19 protein-coding genes are annotated in these 20,567 nt (G+C 47.6%); 3 read left to right on the forward strand and 16 right to left on the reverse strand.

Annotation, left to right across the window (positions count from 1 at the left end; genetic code table 11):
* Window positions 1–49: 49 nt before the first annotated feature.
* Both N774_RS0114960 and N774_RS0114965 read right to left on the reverse strand, forming a co-directional pair.
* The gene (locus N774_RS0114960; RefSeq protein ID WP_024862014.1) at window positions 50–1,957 is read right to left on the reverse strand and encodes a hypothetical protein; all 1,908 of its coding nucleotides are present in this window, start codon (window positions 1,955–1,957) and stop codon (window positions 50–52) included.
* Between the two features lie 4 nt (window positions 1,958–1,961).
* Window positions 1,962–2,528 carry an RNA polymerase sigma factor gene (locus tag N774_RS0114965; RefSeq protein ID WP_024862015.1) on the reverse strand — a complete coding sequence of 189 codons (567 nt, stop codon included), beginning with the start codon at window positions 2,526–2,528 and terminating at the stop codon, window positions 1,962–1,964.
* Window positions 2,529–2,905: 377 nt separating this feature from the next.
* On the opposite strand from N774_RS0114965, the gene N774_RS0114970 reads away from it, so the two are divergent.
* Window positions 2,906–3,751, forward strand: a complete 846-nt coding sequence (locus N774_RS0114970) for a Rossmann-like and DUF2520 domain-containing protein (RefSeq protein ID WP_024862016.1) — start codon at window positions 2,906–2,908, stop codon at window positions 3,749–3,751.
* A 60-nt stretch (window positions 3,752–3,811) separates the two neighbouring features.
* Here N774_RS0114970 and N774_RS0114975 read toward each other — a convergent pair whose 3' ends face one another.
* The 11 genes from N774_RS0114975 to N774_RS0115025 all read right to left on the reverse strand — a co-directional run bounded on the left by N774_RS0114975 (window position 3,812) and on the right by N774_RS0115025 (window position 15,339).
* Entirely contained in the window at window positions 3,812–4,813 is a 1,002-nt protein-coding gene (locus tag N774_RS0114975; RefSeq protein ID WP_024862017.1) for a dockerin type I repeat-containing protein, read from the reverse strand.
* A 145-nt stretch (window positions 4,814–4,958) separates the two neighbouring features.
* Window positions 4,959–5,924: a hypothetical protein gene (locus N774_RS0114980; protein WP_024862018.1), complete on the reverse strand. Its 966-nt coding sequence runs from the start codon at window positions 5,922–5,924 to the stop codon at window positions 4,959–4,961.
* A 580-nt stretch (window positions 5,925–6,504) separates the two neighbouring features.
* Window positions 6,505–7,458 carry a hypothetical protein gene (locus N774_RS0114985; RefSeq protein WP_024862019.1) on the reverse strand — a complete coding sequence of 318 codons (954 nt, stop codon included), beginning with the start codon at window positions 7,456–7,458 and terminating at the stop codon, window positions 6,505–6,507.
* A gap of 298 nt (window positions 7,459–7,756) precedes the next feature.
* Window positions 7,757–8,863: an anti-sigma-I factor RsgI family protein gene (locus N774_RS0114990; protein ID WP_024862020.1), complete on the reverse strand. Its 1,107-nt coding sequence runs from the start codon at window positions 8,861–8,863 to the stop codon at window positions 7,757–7,759.
* On the reverse strand, window positions 8,860–9,582 hold the full coding sequence (locus N774_RS0114995; RefSeq protein WP_024862021.1) for a sigma-70 family RNA polymerase sigma factor: 723 nt from the start codon (window positions 9,580–9,582) through the stop codon (window positions 8,860–8,862). Before N774_RS0114995 ends, N774_RS0114990 begins: the two co-directional genes overlap by 4 nt.
* A 325-nt stretch (window positions 9,583–9,907) precedes the next feature.
* Window positions 9,908–11,584, reverse strand: a complete 1,677-nt coding sequence (locus N774_RS0115000) for an AMP-binding protein (protein WP_037280336.1) — start codon at window positions 11,582–11,584, stop codon at window positions 9,908–9,910.
* Between the two features lie 39 nt (window positions 11,585–11,623).
* Complete coding sequence (locus N774_RS0115005; RefSeq protein WP_024862023.1) at window positions 11,624–12,169, reverse strand: helix-turn-helix domain-containing protein; 546 nt, start codon at window positions 12,167–12,169, stop codon at window positions 11,624–11,626.
* Window positions 12,170–12,312: 143 nt separating this feature from the next.
* Window positions 12,313–12,771 (reverse strand): hypothetical protein, encoded by a 459-nt coding sequence (locus N774_RS0115010; RefSeq protein ID WP_024862024.1) that lies wholly within the window; start codon window positions 12,769–12,771, stop codon window positions 12,313–12,315.
* Window positions 12,772–13,641 (reverse strand): metal ABC transporter permease, encoded by an 870-nt coding sequence (locus N774_RS0115015; protein WP_024862025.1) that lies wholly within the window; start codon window positions 13,639–13,641, stop codon window positions 12,772–12,774.
* Window positions 13,634–14,356, reverse strand: coding sequence for a metal ABC transporter ATP-binding protein (locus N774_RS0115020; RefSeq protein WP_024862026.1), 723 nt, complete (start codon window positions 14,354–14,356; stop codon window positions 13,634–13,636). Before N774_RS0115020 ends, N774_RS0115015 begins: the two co-directional genes overlap by 8 nt.
* Window positions 14,353–15,339: a metal ABC transporter substrate-binding protein gene (locus tag N774_RS0115025; RefSeq protein WP_024862027.1), complete on the reverse strand. Its 987-nt coding sequence runs from the start codon at window positions 15,337–15,339 to the stop codon at window positions 14,353–14,355. The genes N774_RS0115020 and N774_RS0115025 overlap by 4 nt, the downstream gene beginning before the upstream one ends.
* A gap of 183 nt (window positions 15,340–15,522) precedes the next feature.
* Between N774_RS0115025 and N774_RS0115030 the strand changes: the two genes are divergently transcribed.
* Window positions 15,523–15,987: a hypothetical protein gene (locus N774_RS0115030; protein WP_024862028.1), complete on the forward strand. Its 465-nt coding sequence runs from the start codon at window positions 15,523–15,525 to the stop codon at window positions 15,985–15,987.
* A 37-nt stretch (window positions 15,988–16,024) separates the two neighbouring features.
* Here the strand turns inward: N774_RS0115030 and N774_RS0115035 are convergent, their stop codons facing one another.
* The 3 genes from N774_RS0115035 to N774_RS0115045 form a co-directional block, all read right to left on the reverse strand.
* Window positions 16,025–16,555 (reverse strand): flavodoxin domain-containing protein, encoded by a 531-nt coding sequence (locus tag N774_RS0115035; RefSeq protein ID WP_024862029.1) that lies wholly within the window; start codon window positions 16,553–16,555, stop codon window positions 16,025–16,027.
* 65 nt (window positions 16,556–16,620) lie between these two features.
* Window positions 16,621–17,889 (reverse strand): O-acetylhomoserine aminocarboxypropyltransferase/cysteine synthase family protein, encoded by a 1,269-nt coding sequence (locus N774_RS0115040; RefSeq protein WP_024862030.1) that lies wholly within the window; start codon window positions 17,887–17,889, stop codon window positions 16,621–16,623.
* 24 nt (window positions 17,890–17,913) lie between these two features.
* The gene (locus N774_RS0115045; protein ID WP_024862031.1) at window positions 17,914–18,420 is read right to left on the reverse strand and encodes an HD domain-containing protein; all 507 of its coding nucleotides are present in this window, start codon (window positions 18,418–18,420) and stop codon (window positions 17,914–17,916) included.
* A 646-nt stretch (window positions 18,421–19,066) separates the two neighbouring features.
* Between N774_RS0115045 and gdhA the strand changes: the two genes are divergently transcribed.
* Window positions 19,067–20,434 carry an NADP-specific glutamate dehydrogenase gene (gene gdhA, locus N774_RS0115050; RefSeq protein WP_024862032.1) on the forward strand — a complete coding sequence of 456 codons (1,368 nt, stop codon included), beginning with the start codon at window positions 19,067–19,069 and terminating at the stop codon, window positions 20,432–20,434.
* The last annotated feature ends 133 nt before the right edge of the window (window positions 20,435–20,567 follow it).

The following is a 20,567-nucleotide window of genomic DNA, read 5'->3' on the forward strand; positions in this document are numbered from 1 at the left end:
TTGTCAAGGCAAAAGAAAGCCGCCCTCCGTTGGGAGAGCGGCTGCGGCATCAGCTGCCTGAGTATTCTTTTATTTTGCGGACTAATGATGTGTCGTCACAGGAATAGGTGTATATACTATTTTGATATTCATAGCCCAGAATGTCTGAGTCCATTTTACAGTATTTATTGCAGCGGATAATTGTTTTTTCGGGTGTTGAATCAATGCATATCACATAGTGGTAAACATCGAGACAATTACATGAAAGAATGATATAGTCAGAGCTGTCGGCGGGGATAGGAGAGTCCTCGTACAGCTTTATTGCTTCTTCTTCCGTGGATATTTTTTCCGAGTCAACGGAGTCGAGCGTCCATTTACAGCTTCTCAGCGTATCATAGAGATACTGATCGTCTATATCTGAGAGTTCCTTGCTTTCGGTACTTTCACTTGTCTTCATATACCAGTTCTGACTGAAGAAGCTCCAGACATCAGCAGCGGGTTTGTTGAAGCTGTCCCCCAGTATCTCGGCTATCTTACTCTTTAAGAGGTCGTAGTCTATTTTATATGCTTTGGTCACATCCTCTTCCGTAAGTGAATCGTCGGTGCATTTGTAAGTGATATATCTTTCAATTGCGTTAGGGTCATCTGTTGTGGCGTAATGATCGTCAGATTCAAGCTCTATCTCAAAGCTTGAGATAGTCAGAGTATTGTTGTCTCTGTCAAATAAGCACCATGTAAAATTATTGTCCGATAAGTTGTATAAGCCGAATCTTTCATTGGTATACAGGAAATCGGGCGTTTCGTTGTGTTCTTCGACTTCCTCCCAGTCATAGCTGTTGAAGAGATCATTAAGCTGCTGACGCTTTTCAAGGGGAATAATATTACCGGTCTTAAACCAGAAGCCGATCTCACCGTCGCCGCCTTCATCTGAGGACTTGCCGATTTTGACCTCAATATCGGTTTTTGAGTCGGGATCGTAGGTAAAGAAATCGTGTGCAGTGAAGTCAACGGGGAATTTTACGCTGTCCTCAGGTGCAGGTTCTGTTTTATCTTCTTCACTGCCAAGTATATAGGTTATAGTTGACTTGAACAGGTCGTAGTCTATCTTCCATGCGTCGGTGGAAATTTCATCGTCGGTCATAACAAGTTCGCCGTTATCTTCGGAGTAGCTGAAATGGGTATAATTGAGTACGCCGAACTCTCCCACATCGTATATCTTTACTGCTCTGACCTCGCTGCCGCTGTTATAAATGAAATAGGGGACGCCATCATCGGCTGTGTTATCGGAATTCTCGGGTATAACAGGTACTTCCGCTGTGTCACTTATAAAGTGATCTGTATCGCTTGAAACAGAGTCTTCGCTGACAGCTTCATTTTCTTCATCAATATCTTTCAGCGATTTGTTTATAACTGCCTGCAGCTGCTCTGCTTCTGTAAGTGATTCGCCGTAATCGTAATTGTTGAAGAACTCGGCAAGCTTCTCACGCTTTTCCAATGCTATGTCAGAGCCGCTGAACAGCTCAAAATAGCTGTATTCTTCGGGAGTATCCCTGATGATGACCTTTTGCATGGTATCTGCATCAAAGTCGCACAGCTTATAGTCAAGCTCGGAAAGATCTCCGAAGGGAGCAATTTTGCGCTCCAACTGCGGCTCTTCTGTAACTGCGGGCGCATTGGTGAAATGCCTGTATGTCTTGATACCGCCTGCTGCACCGCCTATGAGTATAGCTGCGGCTGCGGCAGTACTGAGGCATTTTTTCCACATGGGGCGCCTGTAGACGTCAACACCGCTTACGGTCTGCTCGTCGGTCTCTGTGAATTTTACTGATGGGGTATTTGCAATATTGAATTTTCTTTCGCTCATTCTGAACACCTTTTCTTTTTCTTCTGCGTCACTTGGCGGAAATTCCGCTGAAAGTCTGTCTATGACGCTCTGATCGGTGTTTTCGAGAATATCGAATTCGTTTTTTTCGTTCATAACATCACCTTCCCTCGCCGATATCCGTAAGTATCTTTCTCAGCTTATCCATAGCGCGGCTGAGCCTTTTCCTCACCGCTTCGGGCTTAATGCCTACTGTATCGGCAATTTCTGCGGATTTTCTTCCGTAATAATATTTCTGCATTATTATGGAGCTGTCGGGCTCGCCGAGAGACTTCACCGCGTCAAGAAGCGCGTGGCAGGTCTCGGCTTTTTCGGCAAGCTCGCTGACATTTTCAGGAGAGGACAGCTGTACAGCCTCCTCGCCGTCCATAGGGACCGTATCCACCGACCTTGCACGTATCCTGCGGAACATATCCACAGCCCTGTTCCTTGCTATAGCGGCTATAAAGCCTTTGATATCACCGCTGTACTTATTATCGGTGCTGTAGTGCAGGAATACGTCGCTGAAAACATCGCTGACGCATTCGTCAATATCCTCCCGCGAAGCCGAGCTTCTCAGACGATTGAAAACTATTGTGTAGACGTAATTGTAGTATTCGTCGAAAATAAGCCTGTGAGCTTTTTGCGGAGAGCTTTTCAGGAGCTCCCTTGCCTGCTGGTCGGTCATTGTATCCCTCCGTTTATGATGAATTGCTGATGAAGCTTTCAAATGCATTTGTCACGCTCTGTAGTGTATACTCGCAAAAGAAAGAAGAACTGTGACCATGATAACATATTTCAAAAATAAAAGCAACGCTTTGTTCTCGGCTTGTTAATATTAATGTAATGCTAAAGTCACAATATATATTCGTTTTGTACACCTCAATGGGTAAAAAGCAAGGATTTTGCTATGAGAATATTTTGCTTTATGAATAAAAGATGTTTTTCTCAGTTTTTTATATCAAAATAATGCCAAAAATATTCAAAAAGTGCTTGTATATTTCAAAAGGCTGTGATATAATGTAGAAAAGGTAACCAAATTTGGGGTTACAGGAGGATATTAAAATGAAAATTGGATTTATAGGTGCAGGGAAAGTAGGCTTTTCCCTCGGCAGGTACTTTGCTGAGAACGGTATCTTTATCACAGGATACTTCAGCAGAGTGCTGCAGTCTGCGACTGAGGCTGCAAGATTTACGAAGAGCCGTGCTTACGACAGTATGGCAGAGCTCGTGACTGACAGTGATGTCATTTTCCTTACGGTGCCTGACGACGCCATAAAAGAGGTGTACGATCAGGTAAAGGCTTTTGGCATAAGCGGCAAGCAGATATGCCATTGCAGCGGAGCTATGTCCGTTTCCGATGCTTTTCCCGATATTGCAAGATACGGCGCCAGCGGCTTCTCAATACACCCGCTTTTCCCAATAAGCAGTAAGTATGACTCCTTCAAGGAGCTGGGCAAGGCGTTTTTCTGCATTGAGGGCAGCGACGAGTTTATCGGCGTCTGGGACGAACTGCTGCGCAAAATGGGCAACGGTACCAAGATGATCTCAAGCGAAAATAAGGCGCAGTACAATGCAGCCTGTGCTATTTCAAGCAATCTTGTCTGTGCACTTGCAGCAGAGAGCCTTTCGCTTATGGAGAAGTGCGGCTTCTCACAGACGGAAGCGCTGAAAGCTTTTCAGCCTCTGGTCATGAGCCATATCAAGCGTATCCTTGCAGTAGGTCCTGTGGAAGCATTGTCAGGTCCCGTGGAGCGCAACGACGTGGGTACTATAAGAAAGCATATCGAATGCATGGAAAGTGATACCGACAAGAGCATGTACAAGGCTGTGTCCATGAAGCTCATAGACGTGGCTCAGCAGAAAAACAACGGAGCAGATTATTCGGATATGATAAGAGCTCTGAGATGATCTGCAAAATATGAACAGAAAGATAAAAGCTCCGCTTCTGCGGAGCTTTTTGCTGTATATTCAGTTTATGCCGAGGAGCTGGTTCTGTATCGCCTGAGCGTCGCCCACTGTTATGCCGTCGCCGTTCATGTCGGCGTTGTAGCAGCCCTGTGCCGAGAGCTTATACTTATCGGGATTTGCCAGAGACTGCATGATGAGTACTACATCTGACATATCCGTCTGCTTGTCGCAGTTTGCGTCGCCTGATACGGAGCCATACAGGTCTATTTCCGAACCTGTCATCTGTACGTCAGCTGATTCTGCCATACACCACATACATTTTACTCCTGCAGCATTGGTTATTTTGCTTGCCACAGCAATTTCTTCGAGGAATGTCATTTCTGTATCCATAACAACAGCTAAAGTCTCGTCATCAATTTCTTCTATGTGACAGGGGAGATCGTTTTCGTCGATAGCTGCCTGTATTTCAGCTTTTTTATCATTGACTCTCCTATATGTTGTAAAATGCTGACGCCTTTTGCCGTTAGCGCCTTCTCTCCAGCTGTACTGAGGATAGCCCATTGTGTAATATGCCTCGTGGTAATCGAAACCGATAATATCATCTTTGACAGCGGCATATAATTCCTGAGCCTTTTCTAAAGGTATAGCCTCGCCTGTATTCTTTATGACATGGATATTCTTTACTTGGTTAATATTATTGAGGTTTGAAGTACATACAGCTTGGGCTTCGGGACAGATAGTTTTTACTGCTTCATATACCTTTGACTCGCCTTCTGTGCCAAACACCGAAATAACGATATAAGGTGCTATATGTTTTACTGCTATTACTCTGCCCAATTCGTTTACATAGTAGACACTGCCTGATCTTATTGAATATTCCTGAACTTCAATTGCGCTTGGGTCTTCTACCTTTGAATAAGGATAGCCGTTGCCCTCAAGTAATTCTGCGAACTGTTCCTCAGGTGTAATGGTAAGAATAGCATTTGCTGTGAGACTTACGGACAGCGCTGCGGTCATTACCGCCGACATCAAAGCGGCGATTATTCTTTTAGCTTTTTTCATAATATCAACTCCTTTTTACTATGCAAGGCGGTCTTTTTATCCCTTTCAATTTATTAGTACCATTTTTCAGTGGGATTTCTCACATATTTCAAATATTTTTTTCTTTTTACAAAAAACGCTCTCCGAGTGGAGAGCGTAAATGTTATTATACAGCCTGATCGGGAACTATTATAGCTCCGTTGAGGCTGAGATTTCTCAGGAATATGAGACGAGCCTTGTCGATACATTCGGGCTTTACCATGTAGTAGAGGTAGTGCTCCATAAGGTTGAACATATCGAATGTGCGTCCCTCTATCTTGAACTGGCTGAAGCCCATAGGCACGTACTTGTTCCAGATATCGTCGGGAGTAATATGATTTGCAAGCCCCTTTACGTCGAAAAGGCTCCTGTGCTCGCACTTGCACTCGAATACAGCCTTTGCCTCGGGGTGAGAAGCTGCGAACTTTGCAGAATCAAATGGCGCATTCGGGTACTTCCTTACGTGATTTGCGTAGGCTATCTGCTCCAGACCTATCATCTGATAGTGGAGCGAACGGTTGGGACAGACAGGATTGCAGCAGGCATTCACCAGTATCTCGCACTTGTCCTTGTTGGGTATCTTTTCGAGAACATCGAATTTATTGTTGAGGTCGTAGTCCAGCACAACTATGTGGTAGTCCTTTTCCACCTCGCTGTAGAGAGTATCGGGATCTGTTATGCGCTTGCAGGTGGAGCTTGTCAGCTTATAGTTTGGGTAGGTCTTGCGTATGTAGTCCTCAAGAACGGGGGACATGACTATGCACTCGTTCAAGCCGTTGTCGGCTATATGCATTACCATGTTGCAGAACTCGTCGCTGAGGTGCTTTTTCTCTATCATAGGATTGGTAAAGGTAAAGCGGAGGGGTATGCCCTTTTTGTTGAAGTAGCCTGTAACGCCCTTTACGAAGTCCTTCTGGCACATACCGTGGACTACACGTCCGCCGTTCCATAAGGACGGTGGGAACACGCCGTATATCGAAGCTATCTCAACGCCCTCGCGGAAGAGCTCGGGACTGTTTTCCAGCATAGTGAGAAATACAACGTTGAATTTGAACATTCTTGCAAAATCAGGCAGGTGAAATCTTACCTTCATGGTCATCCTCCTAAAAGCGCACTGCGCAGAAATTATAATTGTATTATAACACAGATTCTGCTTAAAATCAACCAATGAGAGAAAAACAGCAAGATTTGCGCAGTTTAGTGAGTAGAAAGTAGAGAGTAGTAGGGGCGGATATTATCCGCCCGAAGTGTAGAGGACGGCGTCCCGCCGCCCCGCCAATAACCGTAAAACTACAAATGGCATTCTGTAGGGGCTGCCTTTGGGCGTCCGCAGGTTTCTATGAAATTAAGACGGGCCGCCAAAGGCGGCCCTACAATGGTTATTTTGATGTTAGTGCCGTAAGCGAAGTACGATTATCGGCGTTGTTAAGAGTGAGCGAGTTTACAAGCGTCAACGTGGCAAGCGGTCGAGCTGGCTCAGCTCGAAAAAGAGCGCCGCAAAAATGTGCTTTGCGGCGCTTTCCTTACATCATTGTTATCCGCACTTTTACCGAGCGTGCAGATACAAGGGTAAAAGAGGATAAAGGGGATTGGGATTGGATCGAAGTGACCTGTCTTTTTGGGGAATACCTTTTCAGGCAAAGACAAGTTTATGTTGAACAGTCAGAGACTGATCATTCCTCAACTGTTTCAGCAGCTGCTTCTGTAGCAGCCTCTGTTGTTGCCTCAGCTGCAGCAGCCTCAGCAGCCTTGAGAGCCTCTCTCTCCTTAGGTCCAAGTGGCTTCTCGTGCTCAGCAGGTCCCTTAGGAGCCTCAGGAGCAACAGGAGGTGTAGGAGGTGTAGGAGGAACTGGCTTCTCGCCGTCCTCAGGAGCTACAGGAGGTGCAGGTGGCTCTGGCTTCTCGCCGTCCTCAGGAGCTACAGGAGGTGCAGGCGGCTCCGGCTTCTCAGCGTTCTCGTCGATAACGGGAGCTACAGGAGCCTCAGGCTTAACGTGCTGGAAGTGTACGTCAGCGTGAACGTCCTTAGCTTTCATGATCTTTTCCTTAGTAGCATCGTCGATGAAATCGATCTTGCTTATATCAATAGAATCCTTGAACTGCATGAAGAGATCTGTGAGCTCGAGGTGAACAGGTCCGAGAGGCTTTGCAGGCTTCTCAGCATCGTCCTTAACTTCCTCAGCCTCAGCCTCTGTTACAGCCTCAGCGTCCTCAGCCTCAACAACGGGAGCTGTGGGCTTCTCGTTCTCGTGGAAGTGAACGTCAACCTTCTCGATAAGATCCCAGTTCTCGATGATCGTATCGTTGAGGATCTCGATGTTGTTGTCCTCGATAAATGTACGAATCTGGTCGATAAGATCTGTAACATCAAGGATAACAGGAGGAGCGGGTGGCTCAGGCTTCTCACCGTCTTCAAGCTCAGCGGGAGCTACAGGCGGCTCAGGCTTCTCGCCATCTTCGAGTACAGGAGCCTCAGACTCTTCTGCTTCTGTTACTTCTTCTTCAACTGCTGCAGCTGTTGTAGCTGCTTCTTCTGTTGTTTCTGCTGCGAAAGCGTTGAAGCTTCCTGCTGATGCCATCATTGACATTGCAGCCAGTGCAGCAAAAATGCGCTTTTTGCTTCTCATTGTAATTACTCCTTTTTTACGGACGGAAGCGTCCTTTTATTTTACTCCGAATGGAGCATTTGACTTAGTGCGAACCTTTTTACTTGTTCGCCTTATGTTAACAGTTTACGGAGCATGAAATAAAAAAGCGGGGTATGCTGAAAATTTTTTCAAAAAAATTTTTTTGCTTCGGAAAATACTGTATTTTCGGGACAAATAAAAAGAGCACTGCTTGTGCTGTGCAGTGCTCTTTCCCCGTCTGAACGACCGTTAAAGAGGAATGTGAGGTCAGACGGTTCTATGAAGGATCTCATGCTTTCTATTTTTCTTGAGGTTTGGGAAGGGGAACAGGAAGTGGAGGGGTAGGGACTTTTTCTGCTTCGTTCAGTGCTTCGCGAGCAGGTCCTGTATTCTTATCCTCTTCGGGAGCAGGGGGCTCGGGAAGAGGAGCAAGAGCTTTGTATGGTGTTATATCTGAGAATTTGATCGCATCTAAAGCTGCCTTTTCCTGTTTGAGCTTTTCTTCCGGAGCGGCAGGTGCAGGCGGAGCTGCAACACCCTCATCGGGCTTAGGCGGTTCTGCCTTTTCGTCAGGCTTGGGAGCTGCTGCGCCCTCATCAGGCTTAGGCGGCTCGGGAGCATTTGGCTGTGCAGGAGGTGCAGGCGGAGCTGCGGGAGTTACCTGTGGAGCCGTGTTATTGTTTGCCGCAGGCGGAGCTGCAGGTGCGGGCTGATCGGCTTCCGCAGGCTTTGGCGGCTCGGGAGCTGCTGTGTCCTGAGGAGGCTTTGGCGGATCGGGCTTTTGGGTATCCTTTGCGGGATCAGCCTTTGGAGGCTCGGGAGCTTCCTTTTCATGAGGCTTGCTGCCGTCAAGCTCCTGTACCTTGACCTTTACATCGGGGATACCCGTGATGAGGTCTGATTTATAGGAGTAGTAATCAGCGGAATTATCTGCCTTGATATAGATATCAACGGTGTCTCCGCTTTCTATATAGCCTTTGTCCTTTTCGATATCAATGATATCGTTTGCGGCGGTGAGCATATCCTTGCCTTTGCCGTCGTAGTTTGTAAGTATTTCGTCGCTCTCGGCATTATCGGTGCTGATGCTGAGCACCTTGCCCTTTTTGTTGAGCTCCATTCGTACATTAGCCTCTGACGAGATAAGTACGGTGGAGTGAGCCTTGTAATTGCCCGAGTAATAGAAAGCTCCTGCGGACACTGCTACAGTGAGACAGGCAGCGGCTGCAACAAATTTAGAAATATGCATGCTTATCCTGCTGCGGGCTTCTGTCTCGGCGTTCATCAGAACGGGATCTGTGACAGTCTGTCCCACCTTGTAGCGGAGGTTTGCCGCCTGTACGAAGCGTGATTCCTCGTCCATAAGGACTGCATAGCCCTCGTGACATTCCATGACCATATATTTCATTTGTTTTCACCACCTTTTAGTACCTGCATTATGTGACCGCGCATTATCTCGTAGCCGTTTGTGCATATGAGAAGCACCGCCACAAGATAGCGTCTGTGTCTTTCAAGAGACTTTCTCTCCACATTTGCGCCGTCGGCAATCTTTGCCAGCGGAACGCGCTTTGTTCTGAGAAAGTCCTCCAGTATTTCGGGATTGTTTCTTGCATACTGAACAGCCTTCTGGCATATTTCAAGAGTACGGCGCTGTCTGGGAGAATTCTCCGCAACGTCGGTCATTGAAACACCGAAGTCCTGCATCTGAGCTGAAAGCTCGTTGATTTCCTGTTGTGTTGCTTCTCTTAGTTCGTTTTCTTGGTACTTATCGTGTTCGTCGCGTATTGTATCTTTCAGGTCCGGCTTGTCGTCGTCGGAAACGTCCAGTGATATCTGTCCCTTATTTCTTCTTTCTTTTCTATAGTTATCTATCAGGCGGTTCTTTATCTGCAAGGCTGCAAATTTGAGGAAGGAACCGCGGAGCTTGGAATAGTTGCGGATAGATTCGTAAAAAGCGAACATAGCTATACTCAGCTCGTCATCGCTCTTATCTGGCGGACGGTTGAGAAATTTGGCTGTTTCGGACTTGATAAATGGCATATAAGCTTCGATGAGCTCATCTGCCGCGTGGCTGTCTTTTTTAGCCTTATAGACCTGGGATATGATTTGATGCGCATCAGAATTCATATGTGCCACCCCCAATGTAATAATAGTATACGCACAAAATGTTATGAGAACGGGGTATCTGCTGAAAAAATTTCAGCCGTTAGCCATTAGCCCTTAGCCGCTAGCTTGTAGGGACGGCCATTGGTCGTCCGTGTTGTGCTTTAGGAAGTATATTTGCGGACGCGCAATGCGCGTCCCTACAATGTGTCATTTGAATTTTTACGGATTATTGGCGGGCGAACGCTGTTCGCCCCTACAAACTACTCTCTACTTTCTACTCACTGCATTGATTCAGAAAAAGCCATAAAGATGCGGGGGCTTCTTTATGGCTGTGATAGATTTCTGATTATTTTGCTGAGTTTTCCTCGTCCTGATGACGTATCTGGGCACGCTTTATCTTGCCGCCGAGAGTTTTCGGAAGCTCCTTGACGTACTCGATAACACGGGGATACTTGTAGGGAGCAGTTTCACGCTTAACGTGATCCTGAAGCTCCTTTGTGAGCTCTGGCGAGGGAGTATAGCCCTCAGCAAGAACTACTGTAGCCTTTACTACCTGACCTCTTATGGGGTCGGGAGCGCCTGTGATAGCGGACTCAACTACGGCAGGGTGGGTGAGGAGAGCGCTCTCTACCTCGAATGGTCCTATACGGTAGCCCGAGCACTTGATAACGTCGTCGTTTCTTCCTACGAACCAGTAATAGCCCTTGGAATCGCGCCATGCAACGTCGCCTGTGTCGTAATTCTTGCCGCCGAGAACTGCCTCTGTCAGCTCGGGGTTCTTGTAATAGCCGCAGAACAGACCTGTTGGGTGTTCCTTGTCTATGCCGCATACCATGATGCTGCCCTCTTCACCGTCATCAGCCTCTGAGCCGTCAGCGCGGAGGAGGTGGATATTGTAAAGAGGTGAAGGCTTTCCTGTTGAGCCGGGCTTAGGGTCTATCCACGGGAAGTTTGCAATAAGTACTGTACCCTCTGTCTGACCGAAGCCCTCGCGCATCTTCTTGCCTGTGAGCTCGTAGATACGGTTGAATACCTCGGGGTTGAGGGGCTCGCCTGCGTTGCAGAAGTTCTGTATGGAGGAGAGGTCGTACTTGGTCATATCCTCCTGAAGCATGAATCTGTACATTGTAGGCGGAGCGCAGAATGTGGTCAGTTTGTAGTGGCTGATTACCTCAAGGATATCCTTGGCGTTGAATCTGCCTGTGAAGTCGTATGCAAACTGGATAGCGCCGCATATCCACTGTCCGTATATCTTGCCCCAGCCGAACTTAGCCCAGCCTGAGTCGGATATGGACATGTGGAGCTTGTTCTCCTGTACCTGATGCCAGTATTTAGCGGTAACTATGTGACCTAATGGGTGTGCGAAGTTATGACATACCATCTTGGGCATACCTGTTGAGCCCGATGTGAAGTATATGAGCATGGTGTCGGTAGCCTTTGTAGCCTCTGCACCTGTGGGACGCTCAAAGGTATCGGGATACTTTGCGATCTCGTCCTCGAAGTAGTCCCAGCCCTCGCGGGGCTCTGCAACTGCTATCTTCTTGCGGAGAGTCTTTATCTCGGGAGCAGCTGCGTCTATCTGTCCGCGTATGTATTCGTCGTCGCAGGCAATGATAGCGGATATCTCAGCCATATTGCCGCGGTAAGCGATATCATGTGTGGTGAAAAGCAGGTTTCCGGGGATAAGTATAATGCCCAGCTTGTGAAGAGCGGTAGCTATTACCCAGTACTCCCAGCGGCGGCGGAGTATGAGAAGTACTACATCGCCCTTTTTGAGACCCAGACTGCGGAAATAGTGGCAGGTCTTGTTTGAAAGCTTAGAAATATCGGTAAATGTGAACGTTTTCTCCTGCTTGTCGTGACTGAGCCATACAAGAGCCTTTTTCTCGGGCTCCTGCTTTGCCCATTCGTCAACGATGTCCCAGCCGAAGTTGAAATCCTCGGGAACGTTTACACGGTAATTTTCCTTGAAATCCTCATATGAGTCAAACTCTATACGGGGAAGATATCGGTCTAAAAGCATGATTATAAGAACTCCTTTTTATTTGCCCAAAAGCGGCTTTTATTCAGCGATCATTGTGAGGAATCTTGCCTTGCTGTCACCTACGCAGCGCTGTCCGTGGAGATATGTGGGGTTGAAGTATATGGAATCGCCCTCGTTGAGGATTATCTCCTGATCTTCAAATGTAACAGCTATACTGCCCTTGAGCACAAGGTTGAACTCCTGTCCCGAGTGGCTGACCAGCTTTGCGGGCTCGTCTGAGGGTTCAAGTGTAACAAGAAGCGGCTGCATCACCTTATCGGCATAGCGGAAAGCGAGATCCTTGAAGCGGTAGCCGGGATAGCGGCTTATGCTTCTGCCCTTACCGCGGCGGACGACCTGGAAAGTGTCGATACGGCTGGGTTCGCCTGTGACGAGCTCATTGAAATCGACTCCGAATTTGTTTGCAATCTCATAGATGACGCTTATAGGAAAGTCACCGTTTTCTTCATAGCCTGCATACTGCTGGACTGATAGACCAAGCTCCTCTGCAAGCTTTTCCTGTGTGTAGTCGCACACCTCACGCAGCTCACGGATACGTGCTGCGATCTCGTTAATGGTTTCCATAGCGCAACCTCCTCTTTATTTATATTAATACATTAGACTGTACAAATTTAATGATAGCACATTTTGGAACAGCTTGTCAAGATGTAAGGAAATTTTGGCAAAAAAAACACTTCCACAAAGGGGAAGTGTTTTGTGCTTTTTGCTCATTCACGTTTGAGGGTAGCTTTTGCAAGCTGGCAGTATTTTGCCTTTCCCTCCATGTAGGTCTCAAATGTACCCGTAACGGTAATAAGGGCGTTTTCGGGAGGATAGTCGCTGTAGCCGCTGCCCATATCGAATTCCATTCCCTGCTGACAGCAGGCGGTGGCGTCGGAGATGAGCACCGAATAATAGGTCTTGCCGGTGGATTCGTCCTTATACTCGTTGAAGTTGCCTGTTACCTTGACGGTCTTTCCCACATAGTCGTCGGGAGCCATCATCATGCTGTAAACAGTGCTGTAGACCATGGTACTGCTCATTTTTGTAAGGTCGATGTCAAACTCGTCCGAGGAGCTGTTTTTCGTGCTCTCGGAGCTGCTGCCCGAGCTCTGCTGACTATTGCCGCAGCCGAAGAAAAGGGCTGTGCATAAGCATAAAATAACGGCTACTGCAATTTTTTTCATTTATTTTCCTCTCCTTAATATGAATGAAGTGAGACAGAATATGAAAAATACGATTATATCTGCCGAAACGATAGTAGAGCCCACAGGAGTACCTGCAAGTATGGAGATTATGATGCCGAAGAATGCGCAGAGCACAGATATTATCACCGAGCAGATGATAACGCTGCGGAAGCTCTTGAAAACGCGCATGGCCGACAGTGCAGGGAAGATTATCAGCGCGGATATGAGCAGTGAGCCCACGAAGTTCATAGCAATGACGATTATCATGGCTATGACAACTGCGATGAGCAGATTGTAAAGGTCCGAGCGTATGCCCGTAGCCTTTGCGAAGCTCTCGTCAAAGGTGACGGCGAATATCTTATTGTAGAATATGAGGAACACTGCGATAACTATTACCGACATTCCCACGCATATCCACACATCTGAAAGAGTCAGGGTAAGTATTGCCGTTGAGCCGAAGAGGGTACTGCACACATCGGCGGTGACATTGCCCGAGGTGCGTCCGCTGCCGCTCTGAGCGGCAATGTTCATGAGCATATAGCCCAGTGCCAGAGCTCCCACGGATATCATGGCGATAGCGGCGTCGCCCTTTATCTTGGTATTGCTGCCGGTTCTCAGCAGGAGCACCGCAGAGCATACAGTAACGGGCATGATGATGAGCATATTGTTTGTGACTCCCGTAATAGTAGCTACAGCCATAGCGCCGAAGGCTACGTGTGAGAGTCCGTCGCCGATGAATGAGAAGCGCTTCATTACCAGTGTTACGCCCAAAAGCGAGGAGCACAGTGCGATAAGAAGTCCCACTATAAGAGCATACCGCACGGTGGGCATTGCGAAGTATCTGCCAAGCTCCGAGAACATATCACTCATCCTCCTCACCTCCCATAACAGAGAGGAAAGCCTGACCTATCTTGCTGGTCATGTAGTCCTCTTTCGTGCCGAAGAACAGCTGTTTTCCGCCGATATGGAGTATATGTGACGCATATCTCACAGCGGCGTTCATATCGTGTGAGACCATGATAACGGTTATGTTGTCCTTTTTGTTGAGACCCGCTATGAGCTCGTACATCTCGTTGGTAGCCTTTGGGTCGAGACCTGTTACGGGCTCGTCAAGGAGTATCATCTTCCTTGCGGCGCAGAGGGCTCTTGCAAGGAGCACACGCTGCTGCTGACCGCCCGAGAGCTCCCTGTAGCAGCGCTTGGTGAGGGGCTCTATCTCAAGCCTGCGCATCATGTCGTGGGCAAGCTTTTTTTCCTCTTTGCTGTAAAACGGACGAAGTCCGCAGCGGTTCATACAGCCTGAGAGGACTATCTCGCGCACGGAGGCGGGGAAGTCCCTCTGCACCATAGTCTGCTGCGGAAGGTATCCTATCTCATTTTTGCCCATGCCGCCGCAGAGCTCGATGCTGCCGCTGACGGGAGGCTTCAGTCCGAGAAGAGCCTTTATCAGCGTGCTCTTTCCCGAGCCGTTCTCACCGACGATACATAGGTAATCGCCGCTGCTGACGGTGAAGTTCAGATTTTTGGCGATAACGTCGCCCTCATAGCCGAGAGAGACATTCTCGCATTTAAGCAGTGCACTCATTTATCAAGCACCCTCTTCAAAGTTTCAAGATTTTCGTTCATAAGGGAAATATATGCGGCTCCGCTGTTTATGTCCTTTGCTGTTACGGACTGGAGCGAATTGAGCTTTTCGATCGATATGTCCTTTTTCTTTGAATTGGCGATTATGGACTTTGCAATGGAATCGTCTGAGTTTTCGATGATGAAAACTGTATCAAGGCCGAGCTCGTTCACCTTTTCGGAAAGCTTTGCGATAGTCTCGAAGCTTGCGGCAGTTTCTGCTGAGCAGCCCACGAATGCTGCGTAATAGTCGATGCCGTAGTCGTCAACCAGATAGCGGAAGGGGAATCTGTCCCCGAAAAGCACTGTCCTTGTTTTAGCAGCAGCAGCCATTTCAGCAAAGCCCGTATCGAGAGCTTTCAGCTCTGCCTCGTAGGAATCCAGATTAGCGCGGTACTTAGCCGCATTGTCGGGGTCTTTCTCACAGAGTGAGTCGCAGATAGCCCTGCAGATGACCTCTGCATTCTTTACTGACAGCCATACGTGCTCGTCGTACTCGGGACCTTCCTCTTCGCCCTCTTCTTCCTCTTCCTCGGGCTCCATGCCCTCCTTCAGCTCCTCTTCCTTGACGCTCTGACCGAGAACGTCGAAGAGCCTGAGTATCTTCATATCCTTATTCCGGGCGTCCTGAAGAGTATCGGTGACCCAGCTCTCGGACTCGCCGCCTACGTACATGAGCAGGTCGCAGTTGGAAATGGTCAGTATATCCTGTGCAGTGGGCTGATAGTTGTGGAGGTCTATACCGCTGCCGAGGAGATATGTTATCTCAGCGCTGTCGGTATCGCCTATTATATTCTTTGTCCAGTCGTACTCCGAGAAAGTGGTGCAGACTATACTGAGCTTGCCGTCCTTTCTGGCAGCATTGCTGTCTGCGCAGCCTGTGAATATAAAAGCCGCAAGAGCTGCGGTGATTGTAATCGAAAAAAGTCTGCGTACGGAAAACATTTGAACAACCTCTCATATTTGAATTTGATAATCATTTTCGATTTATTATATACCATGTTTTATGGTTTGTCAAGGGGTATTTTGAAAAAATGAAAATGAGATGATATTTGGGGTGATATACTTGACAATTACTGCTGTTTAATGTATAATAAATTCGTAATATTGATATAGGGGGGCGGTATTATGCCAAAAAACAACAAAGACAAAGAGCTTGATAGAATGTACAAGGAGCTCCTTGAAACAAGGGACAGCGCCCGTGCTTCAAACAAGAGCGAGGGAAACAGACTGCTGTCATTCTTCATAGGACTTCTTCTTCTGGGCGGCGGACTGTTTATGATATTCCAGAATATCGAGGTCACCAGCTCATGGGGCTACGGCGGCTCGTTTTTCAGGATAGGCGGCTTCGGACTTCCCAACGGACTTATAATGCTGCCGATAATCATAGGTATAGGAATGTTATTCCTCATGGAGAAGAAGATATTCGGCTGGGTAGTGCTTTCAATAGGCATCATAATAGTTCTGCTCAGTGTAATGATGACCACACATCTCCACTGGATCAGCTCCAGCGCATTTACATTCATTGTAATGTTCGGCTTGACTGCCGCAGGCGGAGCAATGGTTCTCAGAGAGCTTTTCAGAAAAGACTGAATAAAAATCCCACACCGTAAAGGTGTGGGATTTTTTGTTACTGTGTTATGTAAGCCGCTATGGGCTCGATGAACTTCTTGTCGGTGTAGTCGCCTGACTTTGAAACGTGCTCTGCCATTGCGATCTCATCGGGTGTCTTGTCTTTTTTGCCGTTGAGCATTGCAGCAAAGGTCTTCATGAGCATTTTTGAGCTGAGGGACATCTTTTCGTAATTGAGCCCGCCCTCGCAGTAGAATACCTTTGCGAACTTTTTCTGCTCGTCGGTAAGGGACTTATTCAGGAGATTGTCAACTCCCGAATATCTCGCAGGGCTTGCGCCTACGCAGAACATGGCAAGCTTTTTGCCGTGCCATTTGTCTATCCTGCTGGTGAACCAGTCAGCCTTGTGTATCTTTTCAACAGCGACCCAGCCGCCATAGATTATGGCGTCATATTGGTCGAAGTACTTATCGTCCTTTTTGTGAGCGTCCTTGAATGTCATTATCTCGGCGCCCAGCTTTTCTGCCAGCCATTCTGCGTATTTTTTAGTGAAGCCTGTCTGTGATGAATATACTATTATAGTTCTCATGATTATTACCTCTTTTTGTGGCTCGTTGAATGTATAATTGTAGGTACAGTGCTGGGATGTAGTGCTTAATCGAGAGCTGCAAATGCCTGTTTGAGGTCGTCGAGGATATCCTCAACATTTTCGAGTCCTACGGAGAGTCTTACGAGACCGCCGTTGATGCCTGCTGCGATGAGCTGTTCATCAGAGAGCTGACGGTGAGTAGCGCTTGCGGGGTGAAGTACACATGTACGGATATCGGCAACGTGAACCTCGTTGGAAGCAAGCTTCAGCGAATCCATGAACTTGACAGCTGTGTTCCTGCCGCCCTTGATGATGAATGAGATAACGCCGCTTGTACCGTCGGGGAGGTACTTCTTTGCAAGCTCGTGGTACTTGTTGCTTGCAAGACCGGGGTAGTTTACGGACTCAACGTGCTCGTTTGCTTCGAGGTATTCAGCTACCTTCATAGCATTTGCGCAGTACTCCTTCATACGGATATGGAGAGTCTCCAGACCGAGATTGAGGTAGAATGCGGACTGTGCGGAAGGATAGCAGCCGAAGTCTCTCATGAGCTGCATTCTTGCCTTGATTATGTAAGCAGCCTTGCCGTAGGTCTTTGTGTATATAGTTCCGTGGTAGCTCTCGTCGGGCTCTGTGAACTCTGGGAACTTGCCGTTTGTCCAGTCGAAGTTGCCTGAATCAACGATAACTCCGCCGCCCTGAACCGCATGACCGTCCATGTACTTTGTTGTGGAGTGGATAACGATATCCGCGCCGAACTCGAAAGGTCTGCAAAGGATAGGGGTGGGGAAGGTGTTGTCGATGATGAGTGGAACGCCGTTTTCGTGAGCTATCTTGGCGAACTTCTCGATATCGAATACAGTGAGTGCGGGATTAGCGAGAGTTTCGCCGAAAACTGCCTTTGTGTTAGGCTTGAAAGCAGCTCTTATCTCCGATTCGGGAGCGTCTGCGTCAACAAAAATACATTCGATTCCGAGCTTTTTCAGCGTGTAAGCGAAAAGATTGACTGTACCGCCGTAGATAGTAGCAGCTGAAATGAAGCTGTCGCCTGCCTTTAAGATGTTGAGCAGGGAGAGCAGGGAAGCTGCCTGACCGCTGGAGGTACACATAGCGCCGATACCGCCCTCAAGTGCGGCTATCTTGTCCTCGACAGCCATGACTGTGGGGTTCTCAAAGCGCGAATATATAAGGCTCTTGGTGGGATCATCGAATACTGCGGCAACATCGTCTGTTGAGTCGTAAACGTAAGTAGTGCTCTGGACGATGGGGACAACTCTTGGCTCAGTATTCTTTGGTGTGTAGCCTGCGTGCAGGCATTTGGTTTCGATCTTCATTGTAGGATACCTCCGTTATATATATTACTGCACTTTTCTGCGGATTATGCGCTGAACCTTCGGCACACAGAATTCCAGCAGGGCACAGTATTTGTCGATAATTGTGATTATGTATGTTTCTTTGTATTTCGGCATGGGTCTGGTCACGGGCCACATATGCTTTTCGATCATGTCTCTTTCAAGCCCCGAGATCTTTGTTATCTCTCTGGCATTTGCGCAGGCGAGCATAGCGTGGTTCTCGCTGTGGGAAGCCTGACCTTTCTGCTTTTCTGCGTTGTACTCCTTGCGGTCGTAGTAGAAGAGGTCGTGGAGAAGTCCTGCTCTTGCGGCGGAACGGGCGTTTAGCCTGAATTTCCTGCATACCACATAAGTATAGTAGGAAACGTTCACACAGTGCTGGAATCTCGTTGTGGATATATGGTGGGTGATAGACCTGAGCTCCTGCACCTGTTCACAGCCGATTATATCTTTTACGCAGTCGTAGTAGCTGTTGGCGGTGAGCTCCTTCGAGGAGCATATTGCCTTTAGCATTAGATCCCCTCCTGACAAATTGATTTTGCAGTATAATATATTATATCTTATTTTCCTGATAAAATCAATACAGAAAATGTAGAAATCTAATAAAAAGAAGCTATTATATGTTATAGACTCAGTCTATAACTGACGATATCAGTGAGTAGGGGCGGATATTATCCGCCCGAGCCGTTAGCCTGTAGGGGAGCCCGCCCTCGGGCTCCCGTCAGCCGTTAGACATTAGTTTGTAGGGAACGACGCCCCGCCGTTCCGCCGTCAGTGTATGACTGACAATACAATTATCATGAAAAATATATGTGACAATGTTCATTTTATCGCTGCCAACGGGCGCCGAAACGGCGCCTCTACACAAGGTTATTTGATTTTGTACGGTTATATTGCCCGAATTCTTAGCTCTTAGCTCTAAGTTCTAAGTTCTTAACAGTAAACCATATCTCACAAAAGCAGTACAGAATAATTATGAAGTCCTACAAAAATATGGAAAATATAGATAAAAAGCGACTGCCTGATTTGTGCAGCAGGCACAAATTAAAGAAAAAATAAAATTTCAACGCTTTAGGGTATTGCAAAATGCAGAATGTAGTGCTATAATTAATCGTGAACTGCGCGTGACGCAGAATTTTGTAAAGGAGGTTTTTTAACAATGGCGTTAAAAAATCAGTATCTTATCGATCTTTTAGAAACAGTTAAGAAGAGAAATCCCGGCGAGCCTGAGTTTATCCAGGCTGTTACAGAGGTTCTTGAGACTCTCCAGCCCGTTGCTGAGAAGAGACAGGACCTTATCGATGCAGGCGTTTTCGATAGAATCGTTGAGCCTGAGAGACAGATCATGTTCCGTGTTCCTTGGGTTGACGACAACGGCAAGGTACAGGTAAACAGAGGCTTCAGAATCCAGTTCAACTCTGCTATCGGACCTTACAAGGGCGGTATCAGACTTCACCCATCAGTATATCTCGGAATCATCAAGTTCCTCGGTTTCGAGCAGGTATTCAAGAACAGCCTTACAACACTGCCTATGGGCGGCGGTAAGGGCGGTTCCGACTTCGACCCCAAGGGCAAGAGCGACGGAGAGATCATGCGTTTCTGCCAGAGCTTCATGACAGAGCTCTGCAAGCACATCGGCGCTGACTGCGACGTTCCTGCAGGTGATATCGGAACAGGCGCAAGAGAGATCGGCTTCATGTTCGGTCAGTACAAGAGGATCCGCAACGAGTTCGTTGGCGTTCTCACAGGTAAGGGCCTTACATACGGCGGTTCACTCGCAAGAACAGAGGCAACAGGCTACGGTCTCTGCTACTTCACAAACGAGATGCTCGCTGCTAACGGCAAGAGCTTCAAGGGTCAGACAGTTGTTATCTCAGGTTCAGGTAACGTTGCTATCTACGCTACAGAGAAGGCTACTCAGTACGGCGCTAAGGTAGTTACAGTTTCAGACTCTAACGGTTATATCTACGATCCCGACGGAATCGATCTTGATCTCGTTAAGCAGATCAAGGAGGTTGAGCGCGGACGTATCAAGGAATATGTTGGCAGATCTTCACACAAGAATGCTGAGTATCACGAGGGCAGCGTTTGGACACTCAAGTGCAACGCAGGTGATATCAAGCTTGACATCGCACTTCCTTGCGCTACACAGAACGAGATCAACGGTGACGGTGCTAAGGCTATCGTTGCTAACGGCGGTTACGCTGTAGCTGAAGGCGCTAACATGCCTTCAACTCCTGAGGCTATCGAGACATACCTTTCAAACGGCGTTCTCTATGGTCCTGCTAAGGCTGCAAACGCAGGCGGTGTTGCTACATCAGGTCTCGAAATGAGCCAGAACAGCGAGAGACTCAGCTGGACATTTGAAGAGGTTGACGAGAAGCTCCACGGCATCATGAAGTCTATCTTCAAGGCTTGCGATGAGGCTGCTAAGGAGTACGGCATGGCTGGCAACTACATGGCAGGCGCTAACATTGCAGGCTTCCTCAAGGTTGCTGAGGCTATGAAGGCTCAGGGCTGCGTTTGATCTCAGACTGACACAGTTCAAACAGTAAAGTAATACGATCTCCCGTTGACTTATCAGCGGGAGATTTTTTTATTGCCCTGCCGGATTTGTATAATATAATGCACAAATCAGGCTGAGTCAAATTGTTGAAAAC

Source organism: Ruminococcus flavefaciens AE3010 (assembly GCF_000526795.1).
GTDB classification, from domain to species: Bacteria; Bacillota; Clostridia; order Oscillospirales; family Ruminococcaceae; genus Ruminococcus; species Ruminococcus flavefaciens_D.